Source organism: Pseudarthrobacter sp. ATCC 49987, from assembly GCF_009928425.1.
Taxonomy (GTDB): Bacteria; Actinomycetota; Actinomycetes; order Actinomycetales; family Micrococcaceae; genus Arthrobacter.
This window is the reverse complement of record NZ_JAABNS010000001.1, coordinates 3,577,323-3,600,488: the sequence shown is the minus strand read 5'-3', so window position 1 is coordinate 3,600,488 and position 23,166 is coordinate 3,577,323. Positions and strand designations below refer to the sequence as shown.

Below are 23,166 nucleotides of genomic sequence, written 5' to 3'. Positions count from 1 at the left end.
CATCTACACAGGAGTTATTGGTGGATTCAAACGACGTCCAGTCAGATCTCAAGCACGTTCTGTACTCCAAGGAGCAGATCCAGTCACGGATCACCGAACTCGCTGCCCAGATCGACAAGGACTACGAAGGCCGCGATCTGCTGATCGTCGGCGTGCTCAAGGGCGCTGTGATGGTCATGGCCGACCTCGCCCGCGCCCTTCACAGCCACGTTTCAATGGACTGGATGGCTGTCTCGTCCTACGGTTCCGGCACGCAGTCCTCCGGCGTGGTCCGTATCCTCAAGGACCTGGACACGGACCTCATGGGCAGGGACGTCCTGATCGTCGAGGACATCATTGATTCCGGCCTGACCCTGTCCTGGCTCAAGACCAACCTGGAATCCCGCGGCACGGCTTCGGTGGAAATCTGCACCGCATTCCGCAAGCCCACCGCCGCGAAGGTCCAGATCGACGTCAAGTACGTCGGCTATGACATCCCCAACGAGTTTGTCGTGGGCTATGGCCTGGACTACGCAGAGAAGTACCGCAACCTGGACTTCGTCGGCACCCTGGCACCGCACGTCTACGAGTAGCAGACGGCCGCCGCGTCCGGCAGGACAAACCCGGCACAGGCACGGCACGGCACAGGCATGCACGGGGCCGGTCCTTCCCGGCCCCGCTACGCCCTCAGGGAACTTTTGGACTTCACCGTGCGTGAGCTACTGCGACGGTGTATAGCTAGACACTGAGCAGCACAACACGCGCGCAGATCGGTCGCCGTGCAGCACTACCAGGAGGGACGGGGCCTGCCCCGAACAGATGAAAGCTAAGAGTTTCTTCAAGGGCCCGGGCATCTGGATTGTCGTTGTTATTGGCATGCTCCTGCTGGCCTTTGCGACCCTGTCTCCGGGCGGTTCGTCCCGGATCGACACTGACAAGGGTCTCGCGCTGCTGACCGACGGCGGCAAAGTTGAACAGGCCAAGATCTTCGACGCGGAAAACCGCGTGGACCTGGTCCTTAAGGATAACCTGCAGGTGGACGGCCAGGACAAGGGCAAGAACATCCAGTTCTACTACGTCAATGCCCGCGCCGCTGACGTGGTCAAAGCCGTCACGGACTCCCGCCCGCCGAGCGGCTACACCGACCAGCCGGTCGAGAACAACTGGTTCGCCGGCCTGTTCTCCCTCCTGATCCCGGTCATCCTTCTCGGGGTCCTCTTCTGGTTCCTGCTCTCCCGCATGCAGGGCGGCGGCTCCAAGGTCATGCAGTTCGGCAAGTCCAAGGCCAAACTGGTCAATAAGGACATGCCCCAGGTCACCTTCGGCGACGTCGCCGGCGCCGACGAGGCCGTCGAGGAACTCGAAGAAATCAAGGAATTCCTCCAGGAACCGGCGAAGTTCCAGGCCGTGGGCGCCAAAATCCCCAAAGGTGTGCTGCTCTACGGCCCTCCCGGTACCGGTAAGACCCTGCTGGCCCGCGCCGTCGCCGGCGAGGCAGGTGTTCCGTTCTTCTCGATCTCCGGTTCCGACTTCGTTGAAATGTTCGTCGGCGTCGGCGCATCCCGCGTCCGCGACCTGTTCGAGCAGGCCAAGGCCAACGCGCCGGCCATCATCTTCGTGGACGAGATCGACGCCGTCGGACGACACCGCGGTGCCGGCATCGGCGGCGGCAATGACGAACGCGAGCAGACCCTCAACCAGCTGCTGGTCGAAATGGACGGCTTCGACGTCAAGACCAACGTCATCCTGATCGCCGCCACGAACCGGCCCGACGTCCTCGACCCCGCCCTGTTGCGGCCGGGCCGCTTCGACCGCCAGATCTCCGTCGAGGCGCCCGACTTGATCGGCCGGGACCAGATCCTGAAGGTCCATGCCAAGGGCAAGCCGATGGCTCCCGGCGTCGACCTGCGGGCCGTGGCCAAGAAGACCCCCGGCTACACCGGTGCGGACCTGGCCAACGTCCTCAACGAGGCCGCCCTGCTGACAGCCCGGTCGAACGCCAACCTGATCGATGACCGCGCCCTCGACGAGGCCATTGACCGGGTGATGGCCGGCCCGCAGAAGCGCAGCCGCGTCATGAAGGAGCACGAGCGCAAAGTCACCGCCTACCACGAAGGCGGACACGCCTTGGTTGCGGCGGCGCTGCGGAATTCGGCTCCGGTCACCAAGATCACCATCCTGCCCCGCGGCCGCGCCCTGGGCTACACCATGGTGGTTCCGGAGAACGACAAGTACTCCGTCACCCGCAACGAACTGCTCGACCAGATGGCCTACGCCATGGGCGGCCGCGTCGCGGAAGAACTCGTGTTCCACGACCCGTCCACCGGCGCGTCCAACGACATTGAAAAAGCCACCGGGATCGCCCGCAAGATGGTCACCGAGTTCGGCATGAGCGAACGGGTTGGCGCCGTGCGGCTCGGCCAGGGCGGCGGCGAGCCCTTCCTGGGCCGCGACGCCGGCCACGAACGCAACTACTCCGACCAGATCGCCTACATCGTCGACGAGGAAGTACGCCGCCTCATCGAGGGCGCCCACGACGAGGCTTACGCCATCCTGACCGAGAACCGCGACGTCCTGGATGAGCTTGCCCTCGAACTGCTGGAACGCGAAACGTTGAACCAGGCCGAAATCGCCCAGGTCTTCACCAACATCCGGAAACGCGATTTCCGCGAGATCTGGCTGTCCAAGGAGACCCGCCCGATCCAGGACGTCGGCCCCGTCGAGTCCCGCCGCGAAAAGGCCGAACGCGAAGCGCAGGAAGAGGCCAAGGAAGCCCGCCTCGAGGAACCGCTGGACACCTTCCCGCCGCACGCCCAGGGTGTCTCCGGACAGGAGCCGTTCCAAGGCGGTGTAACGGATCTCGGGCCTGACGGCCATCCCGGCTAGGCTTCTTCCGTGACTTCTTTCTTCAACGACGACGACGACGCTCCCGCCACCGATGCTTCGGCGGCGGGAGGGCCCGTCCCCGGCCCCGCTCCCGTGGACCAGGCCCGGATCCGGGCGGCGGTCCGGGAGATCCTGATCGCCATCGGCGAGGACCCGGACCGCAGCGGCCTCCTGGACACCCCGAAACGGGTCGCCAGGGCCTACACCGAGATGTTCGCCGGACTCCACCACGACCCGGCGGAAATCCTGGCCACCACCTTCGACCTGGACCACGAGGAACTCGTCCTGGTCAAGGACATCCCGTTCTACTCCACCTGCGAGCACCACCTCGTTCCGTTCCACGGCGTCGCCCACGTGGGCTACATTCCCTCCCACGACGGAAAAGTCACAGGGCTGAGCAAACTGGCCCGGCTGGTGGACATGTTTGCCCGCCGCCCCCAGGTCCAGGAACGCCTGACCACCCAGATCGTCGAAGCCCTCGTCACCCACCTCAAGCCGCGCGGCGCAATCGTCGTCGTCGAATGCGAACACCTCTGCATGTCCATGCGCGGCATCCGCAAGCCCGGCGCCAGGACCGTCACCAGCGCGGTACGCGGGCAACTCCATGACCCGGCCACCCGCGCCGAAGCCATGAGCCTCATCATCGGAAGGTAAGAACACAGACTATGGACTCCCTAGCCGCAGCCCCCGGAACCGGACCCGCGACTTCGCCCCTGCCCGTGCTCCGCAAGGCCCGCCCGGCAGCGAAATTCGAGGATCTCCCCACGGACCGGACGCTTGTGATGGGGATCCTGAACGTCACCCCGGACTCCTTCAGCGACGGCGGCCAGCACGCCACCGCGGACACCGCCATCGCCGCCGGCCTGCGGATGTTCTACGGCGGCGCCGACATCATCGACGTCGGCGGCGAATCCACCCGCCCGGGAGCGACCGAAGTGGAGCCTGACGAGGAACAGCGGCGGGTGCTGCCCGTGATCGCTGCCCTGGTCAAGGCCGGCGCCCTGGTCAGCATCGACACCACCCACGCCGCCACCGCAGCGGCAGCGCTGGACGCCGGTGCCGTGATCATCAACGACGTCTCCGGCCTCAGCATGGAGCCGGAGATGGCCGAGCTCGTGGCCCGCAGCAAGGCCCCCTACGTCCTCACCCACCGCCGCGGCAACGCCAGCACCATGGACACGCTGACCGACTACGGGAACGTGGCCGCGGACGTCGCCGCTGAACTCGCAGGCGTCCGCGACAAGCTCTACGCCGCCGGTGTCACCCCGGAGCAGATCATCGTGGACCCGGGCCTGGGCTTTTCCAAGACCGACGTGCAGAACTGGGAGCTGCTGAAGCACCTGGACGTGCTGCAGGCAATGGGGCACAAGGTCCTCGTCGCCGCGTCCCGCAAACGTTTCCTCGGCAGCCTCCTGACGGTCGCCGGCAAGGCCGCCCCGCCGGCCGAGCGCGACGCCGCCACCGCCGCTGTGACCGCCATCAGTGCCCACCGTGGCGCCTGGGCCGTCCGGGTGCACGACGTCGGGCCCAGCCTCGACGCCGTCAAGGTCGCCGCCCGCATGACTGCGGCCCAGGCACCAGCTGTACCCGCCGCCGGCGACAACTGAACCGGCGGGGCACCATGGACCAGATCACGCTGAGCGGCGTCACCGCCGTCGGCCATCACGGAGTGTTTGATTTCGAGCGGCGCAACGGCCAGCCGTTCGTGGTTGACGCCGTACTGCACCTGGACTTCAGCCGCGCCGCCGCCGCCGACGACGTGCTGGACACCGCGCATTACGGTGAAGTGGCCGAATGCATCCGGAGCTGGATCACGGGGGAGCCGCTGAACCTGATCGAGGCACTGGCCGTGCGGATCGCCGACGACGTGCTCCGGAAGTTCCCCGTCTCCGCGGTGGACATCACCGTGCACAAACCCAAGGCCCCGATCGAAGTCGAGTTCGGCGACGTCTCCGTGAGCGTCCGGCGGACCCGGCAGGAACAGCCATGAACTACACCCGCGCCGTGCTTGCGCTCGGCAGCAACCTGGGGGCGCGCAGCGACACCCTCTCGTCGGCCGTCGCGGACATCGTCGACCCGCCCGACGTCCGTCTCCTGGCCATCTCCCCGATCGTCCAGACCAAGGCGGTCGGCGGACCGGCCGGCCAGCCGGACTTCCTCAACATGGTGATCGCAGTGGACACGACACTGACACCCCATGAACTGTTGCAGCACTGCCACGCTGTGGAACAAAAGCACCTCCGGGTCCGCGACGTCCACTGGGGCCCGCGCACCCTCGACGTCGACATCATCACCTACGGGGACCTGGTCAGTTCCGATCCGGAACTCACCCTTCCCCACCCGCGCGCCGCCCAGCGGGCATTTGTCCTCTACCCGTGGTCGCTGATTGACCCCGCGGCGGAGCTGGACGGCGAACGCGTCGGCGAGCTGGCCGCGAAAGCCGCCGACTTTGCCGACCTCGTGCCGTTCGACGGCTTCGAGAACCTCCATGGCGTGGCCGGAGCAGTGGAATGATGAAGCTGACCAGCCCCCTGGTGCTCTTTATCATCGGCCTGGCCGTAGGGGTCCTTGGCTGGCTCGCCGCCCTGCTGACCACCCGCTACAGCCTGAACACCCCCGTCCTGCCGCTCAACGGGCTCATCACGATGGGCGTGATCGTTGTGCTCACCCTCGTGCTGGGCGTGCGGGTGCTGCGCTGGCGGAATGGCAACAAAAAGAAGATGCTCAACCCCATCCTGGCCGCCTGGACCCTCGTCCTCGCCCAGGCCTGCGCCTACACCGGCAGCGTCCTGCTCGGCTGGCACGCCGGGATCTTCATCGACCAGCTGCGGCTCTGGAACCTGCGCAGCGACCAGACCCTCGCCTGGCAGGCCGTGGCCATGGCCGGCGGCGGCCTGGTCATGATCGTGGTTGGCCTGGTCGTGGAACGCTTTTGCCGGATACCCCCCGATGATTCAGAGGGCGAATCGGCCCCCGGCCGCCAGGAGAAGCGCAAGCCGAAATCGGAAGGCGAATATGCATACCGAGGCGATTGACCCCCCGGGCATCACCTGGCTGCGCGTCTCACCGAAATACGTCACGGTGCGGCTCGCCAGCTGGGCGCTGGCAAACCTCCTCGTCGTCGCGCTCCTGTGCCTTCCCCTGCTCCTCGTCGTCACCGGCTGGTGGCAGTCCTTCCCGCTCTGGCTGGCCGTCGCCCTCCCCGCCGTGATGCTGGTCCTGGCCCTGTGGCGGCTCCTGCTCATTCCCCGCCAGGTGCGGGCCATCGGTTACGCCGAGCGTGAAGATGACCTGCTCATCCGCCGCGGCATCTTCTTCCAGCGCACCCTCGTTGTCCCCTACGGCCGCATGCAATACGTGGACATCGGCGCCGGGCCGGTGGAACGCACCCTGGGGCTCTGCACGCTGAAACTGCACACCGCCTCCGCCGGCACCAACGCGGAGATCCCGGGCCTGCCCGCCGGGGAGGGCGCCCGGCTCCGCGAGCAGCTCTCCGCGCGCGGTGAAGCCCGGCTGGCCGGACTGTGAGGGGGCCGCTGTGAGGGCCGGTGTGCGGGCCGTGCCGTGGGCCGGGCCGTGATGCCCGGCCTCGCCCCGGAGGCGTCCGCCGGCGCCGATCCGGGAATGTCCGACGGCGCGTGGCTGCGCGTGCACCCTGCCTCGCCGTTCGTGCGGGGCTGGGTGGCGCTGGCCGCCATCGGATTCTTCTTCTTCCGGGACACCTTCGAACGGATGCTCCGCGGCGGTCCCCTCGTCGACGAGCAGCTCGCCGGCCGGGCCCCGTGGCTGTTGCTGGGCGGCGGCGTGGTGCTGCTGCTCACCGTGCTCGGCTACATCCTCAGCTGGTACTTCACGCGGTACCAGGTGGCGGAAGGCTATGTCCGGCTCAACACCGGATTCCTCTTCAAGCAGCAGCGCCAGGCCCGGCTGGACAGGGTCCAGGCGATCGACATCGTGCAGCCGCTGCTCGCCCGGATCTTCGGGCTGGCCGAGCTCAAGTTCGAGGTGGCCGACGCCGGCGAGTCCGCGGTGCGGCTCTCCTATCTCCGCATGGACGAAGCGCGGCAGCTGCGGGCCACCATCCTGGCCCGGGCCTCCGGCGCTGTCCCGGACCCCGCGGACCCCGGGGCCGCTGCCGAGGAGGCGCCCGAACACGCCGTGCTCACCGTCCCGTCGGGGCGCCTGATCGGATCCCTGATCCTGAGCGAACAAAGCGTGGTTGTCGTCGCCGGCGGTGTGGCGTCTGTCGTACTGTCCGCCATCACCGAGAACCGCAGCTTCTACCTCTTCCTGATCCCGGCCGCGCTGGGCATGGTGGCCGCGTACTGGAACTCCATCAACAGGGGCTACAACTTCACCGCCGCCATTTCCCCGGACGGCATCCGGCTGCGCTACGGACTGCTGGACACCCAGGCGCAGACCCTGCCGCCCGGCCGGATCCAGGCGCTGCGGGTCAGCCAGCCGCCGCTCTGGCGGCTCTTTGGCTGGTACCGGATCCAGGTCAACGTGGCAGGCTACGGCGCCGCGGGAAACAACGGCGAGGGCTCAGCCCGGACGACGCTGCTGCCGGTAGGGACCTTCGCCGAGGTGTTGACCATGCTCTCCCTGGTCCTGCCTGACCCGGGGACCCCGGACCCCGTGCGGGTCTTCACCGCCGGCGTCAACGGCCTGGCCGGCCCCGGGGGTCCGGCTGTGGGCCCGGCAGGTCCGGCGGTTCCTGTGCGGGACGACGGCGGCTTCGTCACCACCCCGCGGCGGGCCCGGCTGCTGGCACCCCTGGGCTGGCGGCGGAACGGGTTCACCGCAACTGACACGGCCCTGCTGGTCCGCTCGGGCCGCTGGTGGCGGCACCTCGTGGTGGTCCCGCATCAGCGCACCCAGTCGATGGCGCTGGAGCAGGGCCCCCTGGCCCGTCGCTTCCGGGTAGTTGACCTGGTGCTGCACACCACGGCCGGACCGGTGTCACCCCGGCTGACCCAGGCCGGCCTGGACGAGGGGCGTGGACTCCTGGACGCCCAGGCGGCCCGCGCCCGGGCCGCGCGCAAACGCCAGACCAGCGAGCACTGGCTGGACCAGGTCCGGCCGCTCGTGGTTGGGCCCGCCCACACCGAAGAACCGTCCCACACCGAAGATCCCAACAGGCAGGAAGACCGGCAGCATGGCTAAACCAGGACGACTCGGCATCGGAATCATCGGCGCCGGCAAGGTCGGCGCCGTCCTGGGGGCGGCACTGCGCGGCGCGGAGCATGCGATCATCGGGGTCTCCGCGGTCTCGGACGCCAGCCGCGAACGTGCGGAAGCCCTGCTTCCCGGTGTCCCGGTGCTGGACGTGCAGGACATCGTCGAGCGCGCCGAACTGGTGCTCCTGGCCGTCCCGGATGACGCGCTCGGCCCGCTCGTGGAAGGCCTGGCGAGGCTCGGCGCCTGGCAGCCCGGCCAGCTCGTGGCACACACCTCCGGCCGTTTCGGCGTCGGGATCCTGCATCCTGTCCGCGCCGTTGGCGCCATTCCGCTGGCACTGCACCCGGCCATGACCTTCACCGGGATGAGCCTGGACCTGACCCGGCTGCTGGACTGCACTTTCGGGGTCACGGCCGACGCCGCCATGCTGCCCATTGCGCAGGCCCTGGTGGTGGAGATGGGGGCGGAGCCCGTTGCCATCGCCGAGGCCGACCGCACGCTCTACCACGCGGCCCTCGCCCACGGCTCAAACCACCTCGTCACCCTCGTGGCGCAGGCCTCGCAGCTGCTCCGGGAGATCGGCGTCGAGGCCCCCGAACGTATGCTGGGACCGCTGCTGCGCGCCACCCTGGAGAACGCGCTCGCCTCGGGCGAATCTGCCCTGACCGGGCCGGTGGCCCGCGGCGATGTGGGCACCGTGGCAGCGCACGCCGAGTCGCTGCGGGAGCACGACGGCGGCTCTGGCGGCGATATTCTGGAGGCGTACCTGGCCATGGCCCGGGCGACCGCCCGCCGGGCAGGACGCCGGGGACTGCTGAAGCCGGAGCAACTCGACGGTGTCACCCAGGCGCTCGAGGGCCCGGACGGCGACGGCCCGAACCCTACGGAAGGCCCATAACTTGGCGATCCAACTCGTGACCACGGCTGCCCGGCTCCGGGCAGAAAGCGCCCGCCTGCTCAAGGAAAAGGGCGGGTCCTCGCAGGGCCTGGTGCCCACCATGGGCGCCCTGCACGAGGGCCACGCCGAGCTGGCGCGCACCGCCGTCGCACAAAACGACGTGGTGGTGGTGAGTATCTTCGTCAACCCGCTCCAATTCGGCGAGGCCGTGGACCTGGAACGGTACCCCCGGACCCTGGACGCGGATCTCGCGCTCCTCGACGCCGTGGGGGTGGACCTGGTCTTCGCTCCGGAGGTCGAGGAGGTGTATCCCGGCGGGGAACCGACGGTGCGGATCAGCGCGGGACCGATGGCCGGGAAGTGGGAGGGCGCCTCCCGCCCCGGGCACTTCGACGGTGCGCTGACCGTGGTGGCCAAGCTGCTGCACTACGGAATGCCCGGGGCAGCCGGTGGCGCGGAGCTACCGATGTACCGGGCGTATTTCGGCCAGAAGGATGCCCAGCAGCTGACCCTGGTCCAGCGCATGGTGGCGGATCTGAACTTCCCGGTGGAGATCGTCCCGGTGCCGATCGTGCGCTCCGCGGACGGGCTGGCGCTGTCCAGCCGCAACCGCTTCCTCTCCGCCGAGGAACGCGAGGCGGCCCTGGTGCTCTCGCGGGCGCTGCGCCTGATCGAGGAACGGGCCAACGCCCACCAGCCGCTGGACCTGGAGTCCGCGCAGGCGCTCGTGGAGTCCCAGCCGCTCGTGGAACTGGACTATTTCGACGTGGTGGATGCCCGCACCCTCGAACCGCTGGCTGAAAACTGCCGGGACATCCCGTTCCGCGGCGAGGGCCTGGCAATCATCGCGGCCAAAGTCGGCCCGGTCCGGCTGATCGACAACGCCCCGCTGGACTCCTGACCCGCTGGCGCCCTGAACCCCTGGGATCCTAGTCGGCTCCGCTCTCGGCCATGAGCTTCAGATTCTCAAGGGTGTGCTCCCGGGCCCTCTCCTGGAGCCGCTCCACGAGCACGCGGTCGGCGAATTTCCCGATCGCGGCCCCGGGAACGTTGTATTCGATCTCCACGGATACCTTGGTGCCGTGGCTTTCGGGTTCATAGTCCCAGGTCTGCCAGCCCTTCAGCGGGCCTTCAAATTCGATGCGCACGTGCTTGCCCCCTGAGCCGGTCGGAGTGTTCTCGACCACCCGCGTGGTGACCGGGAACGGCACGCCGGCCATCAGGTAGCTGTGCTTGACGACGGTCCCGGCACTGCCGTCGCCGTCCACGTTCTTTGCCTCACTGAGGTTCACCCACCAGGAGGCCAATGGTTGGGGTCCGTGGCGATCTCCGTGACGCGGTCCACGGGCGCGTCGATCTGGATGCTTTGTTTGATGTGGCCCATCGAAAACTCCTCTGATCCTGGGTGGGAGGCAGCATTCAGCCTGCGACGGCGGTGCTCCCTGCCCTCTAAGGCAACCCCGTTGCGGGGTCCGGGAGTAGGGCAAAAGGGCCCGCATGTCATCTGGCGGTCTTGGCACGTGGGGACGCTGGCGGACGCCGCAGGAATGCTTCTCCAGAGCCGGGAATTACCGTGGCGCATTCCCGGTTGGCACCTTCAGTAGCGGCCGAGGCCGCAAGACCCCACTTCAAAACTCCCCGAGGGAACCCCTATGCGTACAGACGTCTCTTCAAAGCCCCCCGGCGATCCCGCGCAGACCCAGGTTGCCGGCGGGGCCGCTGCCCCGCCGGCGAAGATGTCCCGGGAATCGGTCACCATCATCGCGACCCTGCTGGTGGCCACCTTTGTGGTGATCCTGAACGAGACCATCATGAACGTCGCGCTGCAGCGGCTGATGGTGGACCTCGGGGTCACCGCCCCCACCGTGCAGTGGCTGTCCACCGGCTTTATGCTCACCATGGCTGTGGTGATCCCCACAACAGGCTTCATTCTGCAGCGCCTGTCCACACGCGCCGTCTTTATGCTGGCCATGGGACTGTTCTCCGGGGGCACGCTGCTCGCGGCGCTGGCACCGGGATTCGGAGTCCTCCTGCTCGCCCGGATCGTCCAGGCCGGCGGTACGGCCATCATGCTTCCGCTGCTGATGACCACCATCCTCACCCTGGTTCCCGTGTCGCGCCGCGGTTTCGTGATGGGCAACGTGAGCATCGCCATCTCGGTGGCGCCGGCCATGGGCCCCACGGTGTCCGGACTGATCCTCGAGCACTTCTCCTGGCGCTTTATGTTCGTCTTCGTCCTGCCGATCGCGCTGGCCGCTTTCGCCATCGGCGCCAGGTTCCTGACCAACATTGGCGAGCAAGAGAAGACCAGGCTTGACGTCCCGTCCGTGCTGCTGACCGTTCCCGCCTTCGGCGGCCTGGTTTACGGCCTGAGCCAGGTTGGCGGCGGCCAGGGCGGCCCGGGCTCGCCCGCCGTCAATGCGCTGGTCGTGGGCATCATTGCCATGGCGGCGTTTGTTCTCCGGCAGGTGCGGCTGCAGAAGTCCGAGGCGCCCCTGCTGGACCTGCGGGCATTTAGCTTCCGGATGTTCACGGTGTCAGTGCTGCTGCTGGTGGTTGCCATGATCGCGCTGTTCGGTGCCGTGATTCTGCTGCCGTTGTACCTGCAGGAAATCCGCGGGCTGACGTCGCTGGAAACGGGGCTGTCCCTGCTGCCCGGGGGCCTCGCAATGGGCCTGCTGGGCCCGTTCATTGGGCGGCTCTTCGACAAGGTTGGGCCGCTGCCGTTGACTGTCACCGGCTCAACCCTGCTGGTGGTGGCCCTGTTCCAGTTCTCCCTGCTGGACGAGGGCACTCCGGTCGGCTGGATCATCGCGCTGCACGTGGGCCTCAGCCTGGGGCTCGCCCTGATCTTCACGCCCGCGTTCACCACCGGGCTGAACCCGCTGCCGCCGCACCTGTATTCGCACGGGTCGGCCATCATGAGCACCCTGCAGCAAGTGGCGGGGGCCGCCGGAACGGCGTTGCTCGTCTCGATCTACGCTGTTGTGTCCGCCGGCGCGGGAATCGTCGCGGGAATGCATGCGGCGTTCCTGACGGCGTCGGTCATCGCCGTCGCCGCCGTCGTGCTGGCCGCCATGATGCGCAAGACCGCCGCGGCCGAACACCCCGCCGGTTAGCTGGCGAAGAACTCACTGAGTTCGGAGATGAGCTTGTCAGGCGCCTTGTTGACGCCGTCGTGCCCCATGCCGGGCAGGATCGTGTAGCTGGACCCGGAGAGCACCTCGTGGATCTGGGCGCAGGCCACACCGAAGTACGCCGGGCTCTTCTCGCCAACAACGATCAGCGTTTCCAGCGGCAGTTCCAGGAACGGCTCGGCCGGCATGTCGGCGGCTATGATGGCCTTGATTTCCCGGACGCCGGTCTTCATCAGTTCGCGCATCTGTTTGCCGATCGGGGTGCCGGCGGCCAGCTTATTCGCCAGGGTCAGCATGGACAGCGGCATCCTCGACAAGGCGCTGCCGGTCTCGAGGCCTTTGAGCAGGACGGCGAGGGCGCGGTCGTCGTCGCCTGCCGCCGTCGCCTTCTCGTATTCGGTGGTCCAGTCCGCGGTGACGCTGTGGTTCACGGAGACGGCCGGGTCGTACACGGCGAGCCGTTCCACCGGCAGGGTGCGCGCCGCGTGCAGTGCCACCGCCCCGCCGAAGCTGTGCCCAAAAACGTCCGTGCTGGACGTGTGCTTCATCACCGCATCGAGGTCGTGGATGTCGACGTCGAGGGTGTAGTCCTCCGGCTGCGGCGAGGAGGAACCGCGTCCGCGCCGGTTGAACGTGTGCACCGGGCGGCCCAGGGACGCGCTGAGCTTCTGGGCGAAACGGGTGTAGTCGGCGGCGGTCACCATTGAGGCCGGAACGACGACGACGCCGGAGCCCGCCGAGGCAAGCTCGGCACCCGTGCTGAAAAGCTCGATCGTTCCACCGTCGGGGGTCCTGATGTTCTCGCGGGTCATGTTCCGAGCCTAGCCGAGGCTGCAGCTACGGCGTAGTAGGGGTTCCCCGGCAGCCAGTGAGGGCTAGTTTCCCAGCCGGCCGCCGGAGACCTCGAGGTAGCAGGAACCGCAGAGCGATTCGTACCAGACGTCCTGGCCGTCGATGGCAACCTGGTCGCCGTCGAACACCACCTGGTTGCCGACCCGGCGGGTGTTGAAGACAGCCTTGCGGCCGCAGCGGCAGATCGTCTTGAGTTCCTCAAGGGTGTGCGCGATCTCCAGCAGCCGGAGCGAACCGGGAAACGCCCGCGTGCGGAAGTCCGTGCGGATGCCGTAGGCCAGCACAGGGACGTCGTCCAGGACGGCGACGCGGAAGAGGTCGTCCACCTGGGCCGGTTCGAGGAACTGGGCCTCGTCCACCAGCAGGCAGGCCACCGGCTGGGTGTCCACATGCTTCAGCAGGGCATCGGGGTCGTCCCCGTGGGCCTGGGCGGTGAACAAGGTGCGGGCGGAAGCCCCGGCAGGGATCAGGAAGTCCACCGAGCGGGTCATGCCCAGGCGGGAAACGACGTCGGAGTCGCCCTTGGTGTCCACATCCGGCTTCGCCAGCAGGACCCGCTGGCCGCGCTCCTCGTAGTTGAACGCCGCCTGCAGCAGACCCGTCGACTTGCCGGAGTTCATGGCGCCGTAGCGGAAGTAGAGCTTGGCCAAGGGGGTCCTTTCGAAAGGGTCGCCCACCGATTGTAAGGGTGCGGCCCCTAGTGGCCCAGCTTGAGCCGGCGCCTGCGCGCCGGGAGAGGCCGCAGGCTCCCTTCGCCGGCAAGGAGGAACCGCGCAACCGTCAGGGGCAGCCGGATTCCGGGACGGAGCGGGCTTTCGTGGAGTTGACCTGGCAAGACAGCAAATTCGATGGAAGGGACGGCGGCAGCGAGTTGCCGTCCCGTTTCGGCGAAGTACGCCGGGCTCCAGCTGCCGGCGAGCATCAGCGCCGGGGTGGTCACGGCCGCGAAGTCAGCCAGCTCGAGGTCCGCGTCCAGCACCGCCCGCATCTCCGCGGCGGCGGTGGGCAGGAGTTTGCGCATCTCGGCGCCCATGGTGGTCCGTGCGGAGATGATGCTGAGCATCCGCAGCGCGCCCAGCGGGAGCTTGGATACGGGCCCGCCCACCTCAATCCCCTGGACCAGGTGCGCCCAGGCATCGTCGAGTTCCCCGGCGGCCACCGAACGCTCCAGCTCGGGCCGCCAGCGGTGGGTGAGGTTCCCGGAGAGGGACACGGCCGCGTCATAGGTCACCATCCTGCGGATCGGCATCGTCCGTGCCGCCTGCAGGGCCACGAAGCCGCCGTAGCTGTGCGCCACCACGTCGCTCGATCCCGTTTCCCGCATCACCGCAGCCAGATCATCGACCTCCGTGGCCACCGAGTAACCGGCCGGTTGCGGGGAGGACCCGGCGCGCCCGCGCCGGTTGTAGCAATGCACCGGGCGACCCAACAGGCGGCTGATCTTCCGCGCGAACGGGCGGTACAGTGCGTCGGTCAGCATGGTGCCGTGGACGACGACGATACCCGTGCCGGACGGCGAACCCGGCTCGGTTCCGGGCGACGTGGCGGCGGGTGCTGCCGCCGAACCCGGGGCCGGGCCTGTAGCCGGGCGGAAGGAGTGCAGCTCGAGGTGCCCCTCGCCGTCGTCGGTGCTGATGGTCCGCGTCTCCACAGCCCTGAGTCTATTCCTCGGTGGCCTTCGCCGGGCGGGACCCGCCCCCGTCGAATCCCCGGTAAACTTGGGGATTGTGACTTCCCAAAACCCCCCCGCCCCGATTACCGCCGCCGAGCACCACGACGCCAGCGAACAGACGCGCATCCGCATGGAGAAGCGCGCCAGGCTGATTGAGCGGGGCATCGAGGCGTATCCGGTGGGTGTTGAGCGCACGCACTCGCTGGCCGCAATCCGCGAAAAGTACGCCCACCTGCAGGCCGACGAAACCACTGGCGACGCCGTCGGCGTGACCGGCCGCATCGTCTTCATCCGCAACACCGGCAAGCTCTGCTTCGCCACGCTCCAGGAGGGCGGCGGCGATGGCAAGGCCGTCCGGCTGCAGGTCATGCTGAGCCTGGCCAACATCGGCGAGGACGCGCTCGCCGACTGGAAAGCCCTCGTGGACCTTGGCGACCACGTCTTTATCAGGGGCGAGGTCATCTCCTCGCGGCGCGGCGAACTCTCCGTCATGGCCGAGTCCTGGTCCATGGCGTCCAAGGCGCTGCGTCCGCTGCCCGTGCTGCATGCGGAGCTGAACGAGGAGACCCGCGTCCGGCAGCGCTACGTGGACCTCATTGTCCGCGACGAAGCCCGTGAAATGGTCTACACCCGGGCCGCCATCACCCGTTCCATCCGCGAGACCCTGCACCGCCAGGGCTATGTCGAGGTGGAAACCCCGATGCTCCAACTCGTCCACGGCGGCGCCACCGCGCGCCCGTTCGAGACCCACATGAACGCCTTCGACCAGAAGATGACCCTGCGGATCGCCACTGAGCTCTACCTCAAGCGCACCGTCGTCGGCGGGATCGACCGTGTCTACGACATGGGCCGCGTCTTCCGCAATGAAGGTGTGGACTCCACCCACAGCCCGGAATTCACCACGTTGGAGTCCTACGAGGCCTGGGCCGACCAGTTCGTCATGGCGGACCGGATCAAGGAAATCATCCTCGACGCCGCCGACGCCGCCGGTGTGGGCCGCGTCCTGCAGACCGAGGCCGGCGAGATCAACCTCGACGGCGACTGGGCCTGGATGGCTGTCTACCCGGGACTCTCCGAAACCGTGGGCCAGGAAATCACCCCGGAGACCCCGGCGTCGGAACTGCTGGCGCTCGCCGCGAAGCACGAGGTCAAGGTCGACGCCAACTGGGATGCCGAGAAGCTCGTGGTGGAGCTCTTCGGTGAACTCGTCGAGCCGACCCTGCTGAACCCCACCTTTGTCTACGACTACCCGCCCTCCGCCCAGCCGCTGGCACGCCAGCACCGCGAGGACGACCGGCTGATTGAAGCGTGGGACCTCATTATCGGCGGTATGGAGCGCGGCACGGCGTTTTCCGAGCTCATTGACCCGGTGATCCAGCGCGAACGGCTCACCGAGCAGTCCCGCCGCTCCGCCGCCGGCGACGTCGAGGCCATGCAGCTGGACGAGGACTTCCTCCGCGCGCTGGAGTACGGCGCCCCGCCGATGGGCGGCATCGGCCTGGGCATCGACCGGCTGGTCATGCTCTTCACCGGTGCCGGCATCCGCGAGACCATTCTGTTCCCGTTGCTGAAGCCCGAAGGACACTGACCATGGAGTACATCGCCGTATTGCTTCCCTCCGTGGTGGTCGGCCTGATTTTCTGGTTCGCCATGAAATCGATTTTCAATGCCGATAAATCCGAGCGCCAGGCCGAGGCGCGTGCCCACGCGGAAGCCGAAGAAAATGCCGGGGGAACCGATACGCTGCGCCGCGACGGCCATTCCAACGGCCCGAACTAATAGCGGGCTATTCCGCCTTGGGTTTTCCTTTGGAAACTCTTTTTCGCTTTGACTCGTTGCCATAAAGCAGAGGATACTTTTAAGGAGTTACATCCTGCTTTTCCTTAATGCTCATCCTTTTTGAAAGCGAGTCTTTAATGGCACAGAAAGTAAAAATCATCCTTGTCGATGATCTGGATGGGGGATCCGCGGACGAAACCGTCCGGTTTGGCCTTGACGGCGTCAGCTACGAAATCGACCTGTCATCGGAAAATGCTGCCGGACTGCGCTCCGCGGTTGAGCGGTTTGTAAGCCACGCACGCAAGACTTCGAGTGGCCGCGCAACGCGCACCAAGATTTCATCGGGACGGAACCAGGACTCCGCCCAGATCCGGCAGTGGGCCCGCGATAACGGCTATGCGGTAAACAGCCGCGGCCGCATCCAGGCTGAAATTCAGGAAGCCTACCAAAAGGCAAATTCCTAGCCGCGAGGCCGCCAGCCCTGAGTCGCCGGGGGCAGTTCCACGGTGCAATGCCAATGACTTAGCCCCCGCTTTTTGACGGGGGCTTTGTCATGTCTGCCGTCGGGCGCTGCCGGTGCCGGCGCGTTCCAGCCCAGTTGTCGGCCGAAGAAGCGGCCCGGGGCCCGGGACGCGCCGCTGATGGTCCGTTCCGGGGGCAACAACTGGGCAGGAGCGCCACCGCGCCCGGCACGGATCAAGCGCGCCCCCGGCCCGAACCCGCCCGGCTGGCCTCCGGCGCAAGGGCCGGCCGGCCCGAGTTTGCTCCCGCATGTGACGCGGCTGCGGCGTCCCGGTTTCCCCTGTGGCGAACAAGCCCCAAATCTTGAACCCGGACACGTAGCATCGAAGTATTCGTAGCTAGGAGTGTGGCGAAATGTTTGAGCGATTTACGGACCGTGCCCGTCGCGTCGTTGTGCTTGCCCAAGAAGAGGCACGCATGCTGAACCACAATTACATCGGTACAGAACACATCCTCTTGGGTCTGATCCATGAAGGTGAAGGTGTTGCGGCCAAGGCCCTTGAGTCCTTGAGCATTTCGCTCGACGGCGTCCGCGAGCAGGTACAGGAGATCATCGGCCAGGGCCAGCAGGCCCCGTCCGGACACATCCCCTTCACCCCCCGCGCCAAGAAGGTCCTGGAGCTCTCGCTCCGCGAGGCGCTGCAGCTGGGACACAACTACATCGGCACGGAGCACATCCTGCTCGGCCTCATCCGCGAGGGTGAAGGTGTAGCCGCCCAAGTGCTGGTCAAGCTCGGTGCTGACCTCAACCGCGTCCGCCAGCAGGTCATCCAGCTGCTCTCGGGTTACCAGGGCAAGGAAACCACCGGCGCCGGTGTTGGCCCAGGCCAGGCCGAAGGCACTCCTGCCGGTTCCGTCGTCCTGGACCAGTTCGGCCGCAACCTGACCCAGGCTGCCCGCGAGAACAAGCTGGACCCCGTCATCGGGCGCGAATCCGAAATGGAACGCGTCATGCAGGTCCTTTCCCGCCGCACCAAGAACAACCCCGTGCTGATCGGTGAGCCCGGTGTCGGCAAGACCGCCGTCGTCGAAGGCCTTGCCCAGGCGATTGTTCGCGGCGACGTCCCGGAGACCATCAAGGACAAGCAGCTGTACACGCTGGACCTCGGGTCCCTCGTGGCAGGATCCCGCTACCGCGGTGACTTCGAAGAGCGCCTCAAGAAGGTCCTCAAGGAAATCCGCACCCGCGGCGACATCATCCTGTTCATCGATGAGATCCACACCCTCGTGGGTGCCGGTGCAGCCGAAGGCGCCATCGACGCGGCCTCGATCCTGAAGCCCATGCTGGCCCGCGGCGAGCTCCAGACCATCGGTGCCACCACGCTGGACGAGTACCGCAAGCACATCGAAAAGGATGCCGCGCTGGAGCGCCGTTTCCAGCCGATCCAGGTCAAGGAACCCTCCGTCGCTCACGCGATCGAGATCCTCAAGGGCCTCCGCGACCGGTACGAGGCGCACCACCGCGTCACCATCACCGACGGCGCCCTCGCCTCGGCGGCCAGCCTCTCCGAGCGTTACATCTCGGACCGCTTCCTGCCGGACAAGGCGATCGACCTGATCGACGAGGCCGGCGCCCGGCTGCGCATCCGGCGGATGACCGCCCCGCCCGAGCTCAAGGTGATGGACGAGAAAATCGCGGCCATGAAGCTGGAGAAGGAATCCGCGATTGACGCGCAGGACTTCGAGGGCGCCGCCTCGCTGCGCGACAAGGAGCAGAAGCTCATTGCCGAGCGTGCCGAGAAGGAACGCCAGTGGAAGACCGGCGGCATGGACGACATCTCCGAGGTGGATGAGGATCTCATCGCCGAAGTGCTGGCGAACTCCACCGGCATCCCGGTCTTCAAGCTGACCGAGGAAGAGTCCTCGCGACTGCTGAAGATGGAAGACGAACTGCACAAGCGCGTTGTCGGCCAGGACGAGGCCATCAAGTCCCTGTCCCAGGCGATCCGCCGCACCCGTGCAGGCCTGAAGGACCCGAAGCGTCCGGGCGGTTCGTTCATCTTCGCCGGCCCCACCGGCGTCGGCAAGACCGAGCTCGCCAAGGCCCTGGCCGAATTCCTCTTCGGTGAGGAAGACGCCCTGATTACGCTGGACATGTCCGAGTACTCGGAGAAGCACACCGTGTCGCGCCTCTTCGGTGCCCCTCCGGGCTACGTGGGCTACGAGGAAGGCGGACAGCTGACCGAGAAGGTCCGGCGTCGTCCGTTCTCCGTGGTGCTGTTCGACGAAGTGGAGAAGGCGCACGCGGACCTCTTCAACTCGCTGCTGCAGATCCTGGAAGACGGCCGCCTGACCGACTCCCAGGGCCGCGTGGTGGACTTCAAGAACACCGTGATCATCATGACCACCAACCTCGGCACCCGGGACATCTCCAAGAGCGTTGCCACCGGCTTCCAGTCGGGCACGGACACGCAGACCGGCTACAACCGGATGCGGGCCCGCGTGACGGAGGAGCTCAAGCAGCATTTCCGCCCCGAGTTCCTGAACCGTGTTGACGACGTTGTGGTCTTCCCGCAGCTGACCCAGGACGAGATCATCGAGATCGTGGACATGTTCGTTGGCCGGCTGGAGAAGCGCCTCAAGGACAAGGACATGGGCATCGAGCTCACGCCCGCGGCCAAGATCCTGCTGGCAACCCGCGGCTACGACCCCGCCATGGGTGCCCGGCCGCTGCGCCGGACCATCCAGCGCGAGATCGAGGACCAGCTCTCCGAGAAGATCCTCTTCGGCGAAATCCACGCCGGCGACATCGTCGTCGTGGATGTGGACGGCGAAGGCGACGACGCCAAGTTCACCTTCGCGGGAAACACCAAGCCGCGCATCCCGGAGATCGCTCCGAGCGTCTAGGCATCGGCTCAAAGACCCCGTCTTCCTGAAAAGGGAGGCGGGGCCTTTGCGTCTGCGCTGCCGGGGGTCATTCCTTGGGCGCGGTCGGTGCCATGCCCCTGAAGATTGTGAAAGCAGTGTTTCACTCTGGGTGAAATTGGTGTGATCCACTGCACAGGGGGTGTTGAATCGGTGCATGGCTTCCAACGATTCAGAGACCCTGAGCGAAAAACCCGAAACACCCTTCCATGACCTGGACCATTACCTCGCCATCCCGAAGGTGAGCGGCCTGGCCTTGAGCCCCGACGGCAGGCGGCTGGTCACCACCGTGGCCACTCTTAATCCAAAGGGCACCGAATACGGCACCGCCCTGTGGGAACTGGATCCCGAGGGCCAGAAGCAGGCCCGCCGGATCACGCGCAGCGCCAAGGGTGAGGCCGGGGCCGTGTTCGCCGCCAGCGGTGATCTGTACTTCAGCTCCGCACGGCCCGACCCGGAGACCCCGGAGGCGGATCCCGTGAACGCCCTGTGGATGCTGCCCTCGGACGGCGGCGAGGCCCGCGTCGTGCTTTCCCGGGCCGGCGGAGTCAGTGCACTGCTGGCGGCCAAGGAGAGCGGCGCGCTCTTCGTTAACGCTTCCGTCCTGGCCGGGGCCACGGATGAGGACAGTGATGAGGAGCGCCGCAAGGTGCGCAAGGACAACAAGGTCGCGGCCATCCTGCACAGCGGCTACCCCGTCCGCTATTGGGACGCCGACCTCGGGCCTGCCCAGCCGAGGCTCTTCGCCGTCGAACCGGGTGAGGAGCAGGAACCGGGCAAACCCGCAACCGTTGACGCTGCGTCGCCGCTCAAACTCCGCAACCTCACGCCCGACGCCGGCGCCGGCCTCCGCGACGCAGAGCCAGTGGTCAGCCCGGACGGCAAGACCATCTACAGCAGCTTCAACAAGCCGCTGGCCCGCGCAAATTCACGGTCAATCCTCGTCGCGATCGACGTCGCCACCGGCACCCGCCAGGTCCTGCTCGATACCGAGGGAATGAGCTACTTCCCGGGGCCGGTGAGTCCCGACAACCGGACGCTCGTGGTGCTCAGCGAGAGCGACACCACACCGGCGGCGGCCCCGCAGGTCAAGCTGCACCTATTCGACGTGTCCGGAGCTGCGACCCGGGCGGCAGGCGGCGCCGCCCTGACGCCGCTCGCCCACGGCTGGGACCGCTGGCCGCACCCCGCCGCCTGGCTGCCGGACGGATCAGCCCTTCTGGTCACAGCCGATGAGGACGGCGCCTCGCCGGTCTTCCGGATCAGCGTGACCGGAGACGGGGGAGCCGGGCAGGTCACACGCCTGACTGCCGATACGGCCGCGTACACCGACGTCGTCGTTGCCCCGGACGGCCGCACCGCCTATGCGCTGCGCAGCTCCTACGAATTCCCCGCGGAAGCGGTGCGGATCGATCTCGCCGGCGGCGGCGACGTCGTCCGGCTCCCTGCCCCCGCGGAACGCCCGCATTACAAGGGTTCGCTGGAACGCGTGGCGACGACGGCGGCGGATGGCACCCGTGTGCCGGCGTACCTGGCACTCCCGGAAGGGGCCACGGCCGGAAACCCGGCACCCCTGCTGCTCTGGATCCACGGCGGGCCGCTCGGGTCGTGGAATGCCTGGACGTGGCGCTGGAACCCCTGGCTGCTCGTGGCGCGGGGCTATGCCGTGTTGCTGCCGGACCCGGCGCTCTCCACCGGTTACGGCCAGCACCACATCCAGCGCGGCTGGGGTGAATGGGGCAAAGCCCCGTTCACCGACCTGATGGCCATCACCGACGCCGTTGTGCAGCGGCCGGACATTGATGAGACCCGCACTGCGGCCATGGGCGGTTCCTTCGGCGGCTACATGGCGAACTGGGTGGCCGGCCACACGGACCGGTTCAAGGCGATCGTCACCCACGCCAGTCTCTGGGCGCTGGACCAGTTCGGCCCCACCACGGACGCCGCGCAGTACTGGCTCAAGGAAATGACGGCCGAGATGGCGTTGGAGAACTCCCCGCACCTGCACGTGGAGAACATCAGCACCCCGATGCTCGTCATCCATGGGGACAAGGACTACCGCGTCCCGATCGGCGAGGGCCTGCGGCTCTGGTACGAGCTCCTCTCCAAGTCCCGGCTCGCGGCCGACGAAAACGGCGAGACCGACCACCGGTTCCTCTACTTCCCGGATGAGAACCACTGGATCCTGCAGCCGAGGCACGCCAAGGTCTGGTATGGCGTAGTTGAGCACTTCCTCGCCAAGAACCTGCTGGACAAGGATCTGCCGGTGCCTGAGGAGCTGGGTCTCTAGGCTCCGGCTCACCTCGGGCTCACCTCCGGCTCGGAGGCTGGGACATTTACCGCGTGCTCGCTCGTTCCTCGCTTAGACGCACGCTACGTAAATGTCCCAGCCTCCTCCGGCTCGTGCATCGGTTACCTTATGAAGCCACAACAACCAGCCCCCGTAAGATTGGGCTGTGACTGAACAAATCCGCATCCGCCTTGCCCGCACCAGCGATGTCGGGGCGATCAAGACGCTCGTGGCTCCGCTGGCCGATCAGCGGATCCTCATGGCCAAGGAAACCGTGGCCTACTACGAGAGCCTGCAGGAGTTCCGGATCGCCGAGTCGCCGGACGGTGAAGTAATCGGATGTGGGGCCCTGCACGTGATGTGGGAGGACCTCGCCGAAGTGCGCACGCTCGCGGCCTCGGACGCCTGGCGTGGGAAGGGTGTGGGCCACCTGCTGGTTGAGCGGCTGCTGGCGGACGCCCGGGCGCTGGGCGTTTCCCGGGTCTTCTGCCTGACTTTCGAGGTGGACTTCTTCAAAAAGCACGGCTTCGAAGTCATGGCCGACCAGACCGCCGTCGACCCCGTGGTGTATTCCGAGCTGCTGCGCTCGCATGATGAGGGCGTTGCCGAGTTCCTGGACCTCGCCCGGGTGAAGCCCAATACGCTCGGCAACACCCGGATGATCAAAACCCTGTAGGGGCGAGCCCCGAAAAACGGTCCGGAAGACGCCGCCGGACCTGGGGGCGGGACCGGGTCTTCCCATCCATAAATTTGATGGATAAACTGATCCCGGTCCAGGGGGTGGACCACTTTAATTTCGGAGCCAAGGAATTGCACGAACGCGTGGTTTTTCCGGATTTCTCAGCATTCCAAATGACCATTACCAGCGGGGTCCCAGCACGCCAAGCCACGGACCCGGCACCGGGTCGCCGTCCGGGTCCTGTCTCCGGAGCCGGCCCCGGCTCAGCGTCCGGGCCCAACAGGGGGCGTCTCAATGCGCCGCCGTTCTCCTGGCTTGGCAGCGACGCCTGGCCGAACTTCCCGTTGCGGGCCGATAAACCAAGCTGATCCGCCTGCGGAACGCGCGGCGGGCTGCCGCCCGACAGCCACCCGATTCCGCGTCCCA

22 protein-coding genes are annotated in these 23,166 nt (G+C 67.1%); 18 read left to right on the top strand and 4 right to left on the bottom strand.

The genetic code is table 11. From position 1 onward, the window contains the following. Window positions 1-20 precede the first annotated feature (20 nt). The 11 genes from hpt to panC all read left to right on the top strand — a co-directional run bounded on the left by hpt (window position 21) and on the right by panC (window position 9,845). Window positions 21-572 carry a hypoxanthine phosphoribosyltransferase gene (gene hpt / locus GXK59_RS16645; protein WP_160668452.1) on the top strand — a complete coding sequence of 184 codons (552 nt, stop codon included), beginning with the start codon at window positions 21-23 and terminating at the stop codon, window positions 570-572. Between the two features lie 226 nt (window positions 573-798). Then, window positions 799-2,865 carry an ATP-dependent zinc metalloprotease FtsH gene (gene ftsH / locus GXK59_RS16640; protein ID WP_160668450.1) on the top strand — a complete coding sequence of 689 codons (2,067 nt, stop codon included), beginning with the start codon at window positions 799-801 and terminating at the stop codon, window positions 2,863-2,865. Window positions 2,866-2,874: 9 nt separating this feature from the next. Then, window positions 2,875-3,519 carry a GTP cyclohydrolase I FolE gene (folE, locus tag GXK59_RS16635; RefSeq protein WP_160668448.1) on the top strand — a complete coding sequence of 215 codons (645 nt, stop codon included), beginning with the start codon at window positions 2,875-2,877 and terminating at the stop codon, window positions 3,517-3,519. 11 nt (window positions 3,520-3,530) lie between these two features. Next, window positions 3,531-4,472: a dihydropteroate synthase gene (gene folP, locus GXK59_RS16630; protein ID WP_160668446.1), complete on the top strand. Its 942-nt coding sequence runs from the start codon at window positions 3,531-3,533 to the stop codon at window positions 4,470-4,472. Window positions 4,473-4,486: 14 nt separating this feature from the next. Then, the gene (gene folB, locus GXK59_RS16625) at window positions 4,487-4,855 is read left to right on the top strand and encodes a dihydroneopterin aldolase (protein WP_160668444.1); all 369 of its coding nucleotides are present in this window, start codon (window positions 4,487-4,489) and stop codon (window positions 4,853-4,855) included. Then, window positions 4,852-5,379 (top strand): 2-amino-4-hydroxy-6-hydroxymethyldihydropteridine diphosphokinase, encoded by a 528-nt coding sequence (gene folK, locus GXK59_RS16620; protein WP_160668442.1) that lies wholly within the window; start codon window positions 4,852-4,854, stop codon window positions 5,377-5,379. The genes folB and folK overlap by 4 nt, the downstream gene beginning before the upstream one ends. Continuing rightward, entirely contained in the window at window positions 5,379-5,900 is a 522-nt protein-coding gene (locus GXK59_RS16615) for a DUF3180 domain-containing protein (RefSeq protein ID WP_160669231.1), read from the top strand. Before folK ends, GXK59_RS16615 begins: the two co-directional genes overlap by 1 nt. Then, on the top strand, window positions 5,881-6,393 hold the full coding sequence (locus GXK59_RS16610; protein ID WP_160668440.1) for a PH domain-containing protein: 513 nt from the start codon (window positions 5,881-5,883) through the stop codon (window positions 6,391-6,393). The genes GXK59_RS16615 and GXK59_RS16610 overlap by 20 nt, the downstream gene beginning before the upstream one ends. Before the next feature lie 51 nt (window positions 6,394-6,444). Beyond that, on the top strand, window positions 6,445-8,031 hold the full coding sequence (locus GXK59_RS16605; RefSeq protein WP_160669230.1) for a PH domain-containing protein: 1,587 nt from the start codon (window positions 6,445-6,447) through the stop codon (window positions 8,029-8,031). Further along, entirely contained in the window at window positions 8,024-8,944 is a 921-nt protein-coding gene (locus GXK59_RS16600) for a Rossmann-like and DUF2520 domain-containing protein (protein ID WP_160668438.1), read from the top strand. The genes GXK59_RS16605 and GXK59_RS16600 overlap by 8 nt, the downstream gene beginning before the upstream one ends. A 1-nt stretch (window position 8,945) precedes the next feature. Beyond that, window positions 8,946-9,845: a pantoate--beta-alanine ligase gene (panC, locus tag GXK59_RS16595; RefSeq protein ID WP_160668437.1), complete on the top strand. Its 900-nt coding sequence runs from the start codon at window positions 8,946-8,948 to the stop codon at window positions 9,843-9,845. A gap of 28 nt (window positions 9,846-9,873) precedes the next feature. Here panC and GXK59_RS16590 read toward each other — a convergent pair whose 3' ends face one another. Then, window positions 9,874-10,236, bottom strand: a complete 363-nt coding sequence (locus GXK59_RS16590; RefSeq protein ID WP_160668435.1) for an SRPBCC family protein — start codon at window positions 10,234-10,236, stop codon at window positions 9,874-9,876. Between the two features lie 360 nt (window positions 10,237-10,596). Between GXK59_RS16590 and GXK59_RS16585 the strand changes: the two genes are divergently transcribed. Then, window positions 10,597-12,063: a DHA2 family efflux MFS transporter permease subunit gene (locus GXK59_RS16585; RefSeq protein WP_160668434.1), complete on the top strand. Its 1,467-nt coding sequence runs from the start codon at window positions 10,597-10,599 to the stop codon at window positions 12,061-12,063. On the opposite strand, the gene GXK59_RS16580 is transcribed toward GXK59_RS16585, so the two are convergent. The 3 genes from GXK59_RS16580 to GXK59_RS16570 form a co-directional block, all read right to left on the bottom strand. Then, window positions 12,060-12,893 (bottom strand): alpha/beta fold hydrolase, encoded by an 834-nt coding sequence (locus GXK59_RS16580; RefSeq protein ID WP_160668432.1) that lies wholly within the window; start codon window positions 12,891-12,893, stop codon window positions 12,060-12,062. The two genes, GXK59_RS16585 and GXK59_RS16580, sit on opposite strands and share 4 nt — an antisense overlap. 63 nt (window positions 12,894-12,956) lie before the next feature. Continuing rightward, window positions 12,957-13,583 carry a thymidine kinase gene (locus GXK59_RS16575; protein WP_160668430.1) on the bottom strand — a complete coding sequence of 209 codons (627 nt, stop codon included), beginning with the start codon at window positions 13,581-13,583 and terminating at the stop codon, window positions 12,957-12,959. Between the two features lie 47 nt (window positions 13,584-13,630). Beyond that, a complete protein-coding gene (locus GXK59_RS16570) occupies window positions 13,631-14,584 on the bottom strand; it encodes an alpha/beta fold hydrolase (protein ID WP_160668428.1) in 954 nt (317 codons plus the stop codon). A 76-nt stretch (window positions 14,585-14,660) separates the two neighbouring features. Between GXK59_RS16570 and lysS the strand changes: the two genes are divergently transcribed. From lysS to GXK59_RS16540, 6 genes are all read left to right on the top strand, one after another. Further along, window positions 14,661-16,193: a lysine--tRNA ligase gene (gene lysS / locus GXK59_RS16565; protein WP_160668427.1), complete on the top strand. Its 1,533-nt coding sequence runs from the start codon at window positions 14,661-14,663 to the stop codon at window positions 16,191-16,193. Between the two features lie 2 nt (window positions 16,194-16,195). Then, the gene (locus GXK59_RS16560) at window positions 16,196-16,384 is read left to right on the top strand and encodes a hypothetical protein (protein WP_160668425.1); all 189 of its coding nucleotides are present in this window, start codon (window positions 16,196-16,198) and stop codon (window positions 16,382-16,384) included. 137 nt (window positions 16,385-16,521) lie between these two features. Then, window positions 16,522-16,848: a histone-like nucleoid-structuring protein Lsr2 gene (locus GXK59_RS16555; RefSeq protein ID WP_160668423.1), complete on the top strand. Its 327-nt coding sequence runs from the start codon at window positions 16,522-16,524 to the stop codon at window positions 16,846-16,848. A 412-nt stretch (window positions 16,849-17,260) separates the two neighbouring features. Further along, window positions 17,261-19,753, top strand: a complete 2,493-nt coding sequence (locus GXK59_RS16550; RefSeq protein ID WP_024365543.1) for an ATP-dependent Clp protease ATP-binding subunit — start codon at window positions 17,261-17,263, stop codon at window positions 19,751-19,753. A gap of 175 nt (window positions 19,754-19,928) precedes the next feature. Beyond that, the gene (locus GXK59_RS16545) at window positions 19,929-22,061 is read left to right on the top strand and encodes a prolyl oligopeptidase family serine peptidase (protein WP_202129150.1); all 2,133 of its coding nucleotides are present in this window, start codon (window positions 19,929-19,931) and stop codon (window positions 22,059-22,061) included. 166 nt (window positions 22,062-22,227) lie between these two features. Continuing rightward, window positions 22,228-22,737 carry an amino-acid N-acetyltransferase gene (locus GXK59_RS16540; protein ID WP_160668420.1) on the top strand — a complete coding sequence of 170 codons (510 nt, stop codon included), beginning with the start codon at window positions 22,228-22,230 and terminating at the stop codon, window positions 22,735-22,737. Window positions 22,738-23,166 lie beyond the last annotated feature (429 nt).

Excerpts from the sequence above, each read along its gene's own strand:
- ftsH (WP_160668450.1), top strand. The coding sequence starts at position 799 with ATGAAAGCTAAGAGTTTCTTCAAGGGCCCGGGCATCTGGATTGTCGTT.
- folP (WP_160668446.1), top strand. The coding sequence starts at position 3,531 with ATGGACTCCCTAGCCGCAGCCCCCGGAACCGGACCCGCGACTTCGCCC.
- folB (WP_160668444.1), top strand. The coding sequence starts at position 4,487 with ATGGACCAGATCACGCTGAGCGGCGTCACCGCCGTCGGCCATCACGGA.
- folK (WP_160668442.1), top strand. The coding sequence starts at position 4,852 with ATGAACTACACCCGCGCCGTGCTTGCGCTCGGCAGCAACCTGGGGGCG.
- GXK59_RS16615 (WP_160669231.1), top strand. The coding sequence starts at position 5,379 with ATGAAGCTGACCAGCCCCCTGGTGCTCTTTATCATCGGCCTGGCCGTA.
- GXK59_RS16610 (WP_160668440.1), top strand. The coding sequence starts at position 5,881 with ATGCATACCGAGGCGATTGACCCCCCGGGCATCACCTGGCTGCGCGTC.
- GXK59_RS16605 (WP_160669230.1), top strand. The coding sequence starts at position 6,445 with ATGCCCGGCCTCGCCCCGGAGGCGTCCGCCGGCGCCGATCCGGGAATG.
- GXK59_RS16600 (WP_160668438.1), top strand. The coding sequence starts at position 8,024 with ATGGCTAAACCAGGACGACTCGGCATCGGAATCATCGGCGCCGGCAAG.
- GXK59_RS16585 (WP_160668434.1), top strand. The coding sequence starts at position 10,597 with ATGCGTACAGACGTCTCTTCAAAGCCCCCCGGCGATCCCGCGCAGACC.
- GXK59_RS16580 (WP_160668432.1), bottom strand. The coding sequence starts at position 12,893 with ATGACCCGCGAGAACATCAGGACCCCCGACGGTGGAACGATCGAGCTT.
- GXK59_RS16560 (WP_160668425.1), top strand. The coding sequence starts at position 16,196 with ATGGAGTACATCGCCGTATTGCTTCCCTCCGTGGTGGTCGGCCTGATT.
- GXK59_RS16555 (WP_160668423.1), top strand. The coding sequence starts at position 16,522 with ATGGCACAGAAAGTAAAAATCATCCTTGTCGATGATCTGGATGGGGGA.
- GXK59_RS16550 (WP_024365543.1), top strand. The coding sequence starts at position 17,261 with ATGTTTGAGCGATTTACGGACCGTGCCCGTCGCGTCGTTGTGCTTGCC.
- GXK59_RS16545 (WP_202129150.1), top strand. The coding sequence starts at position 19,929 with ATGGCTTCCAACGATTCAGAGACCCTGAGCGAAAAACCCGAAACACCC.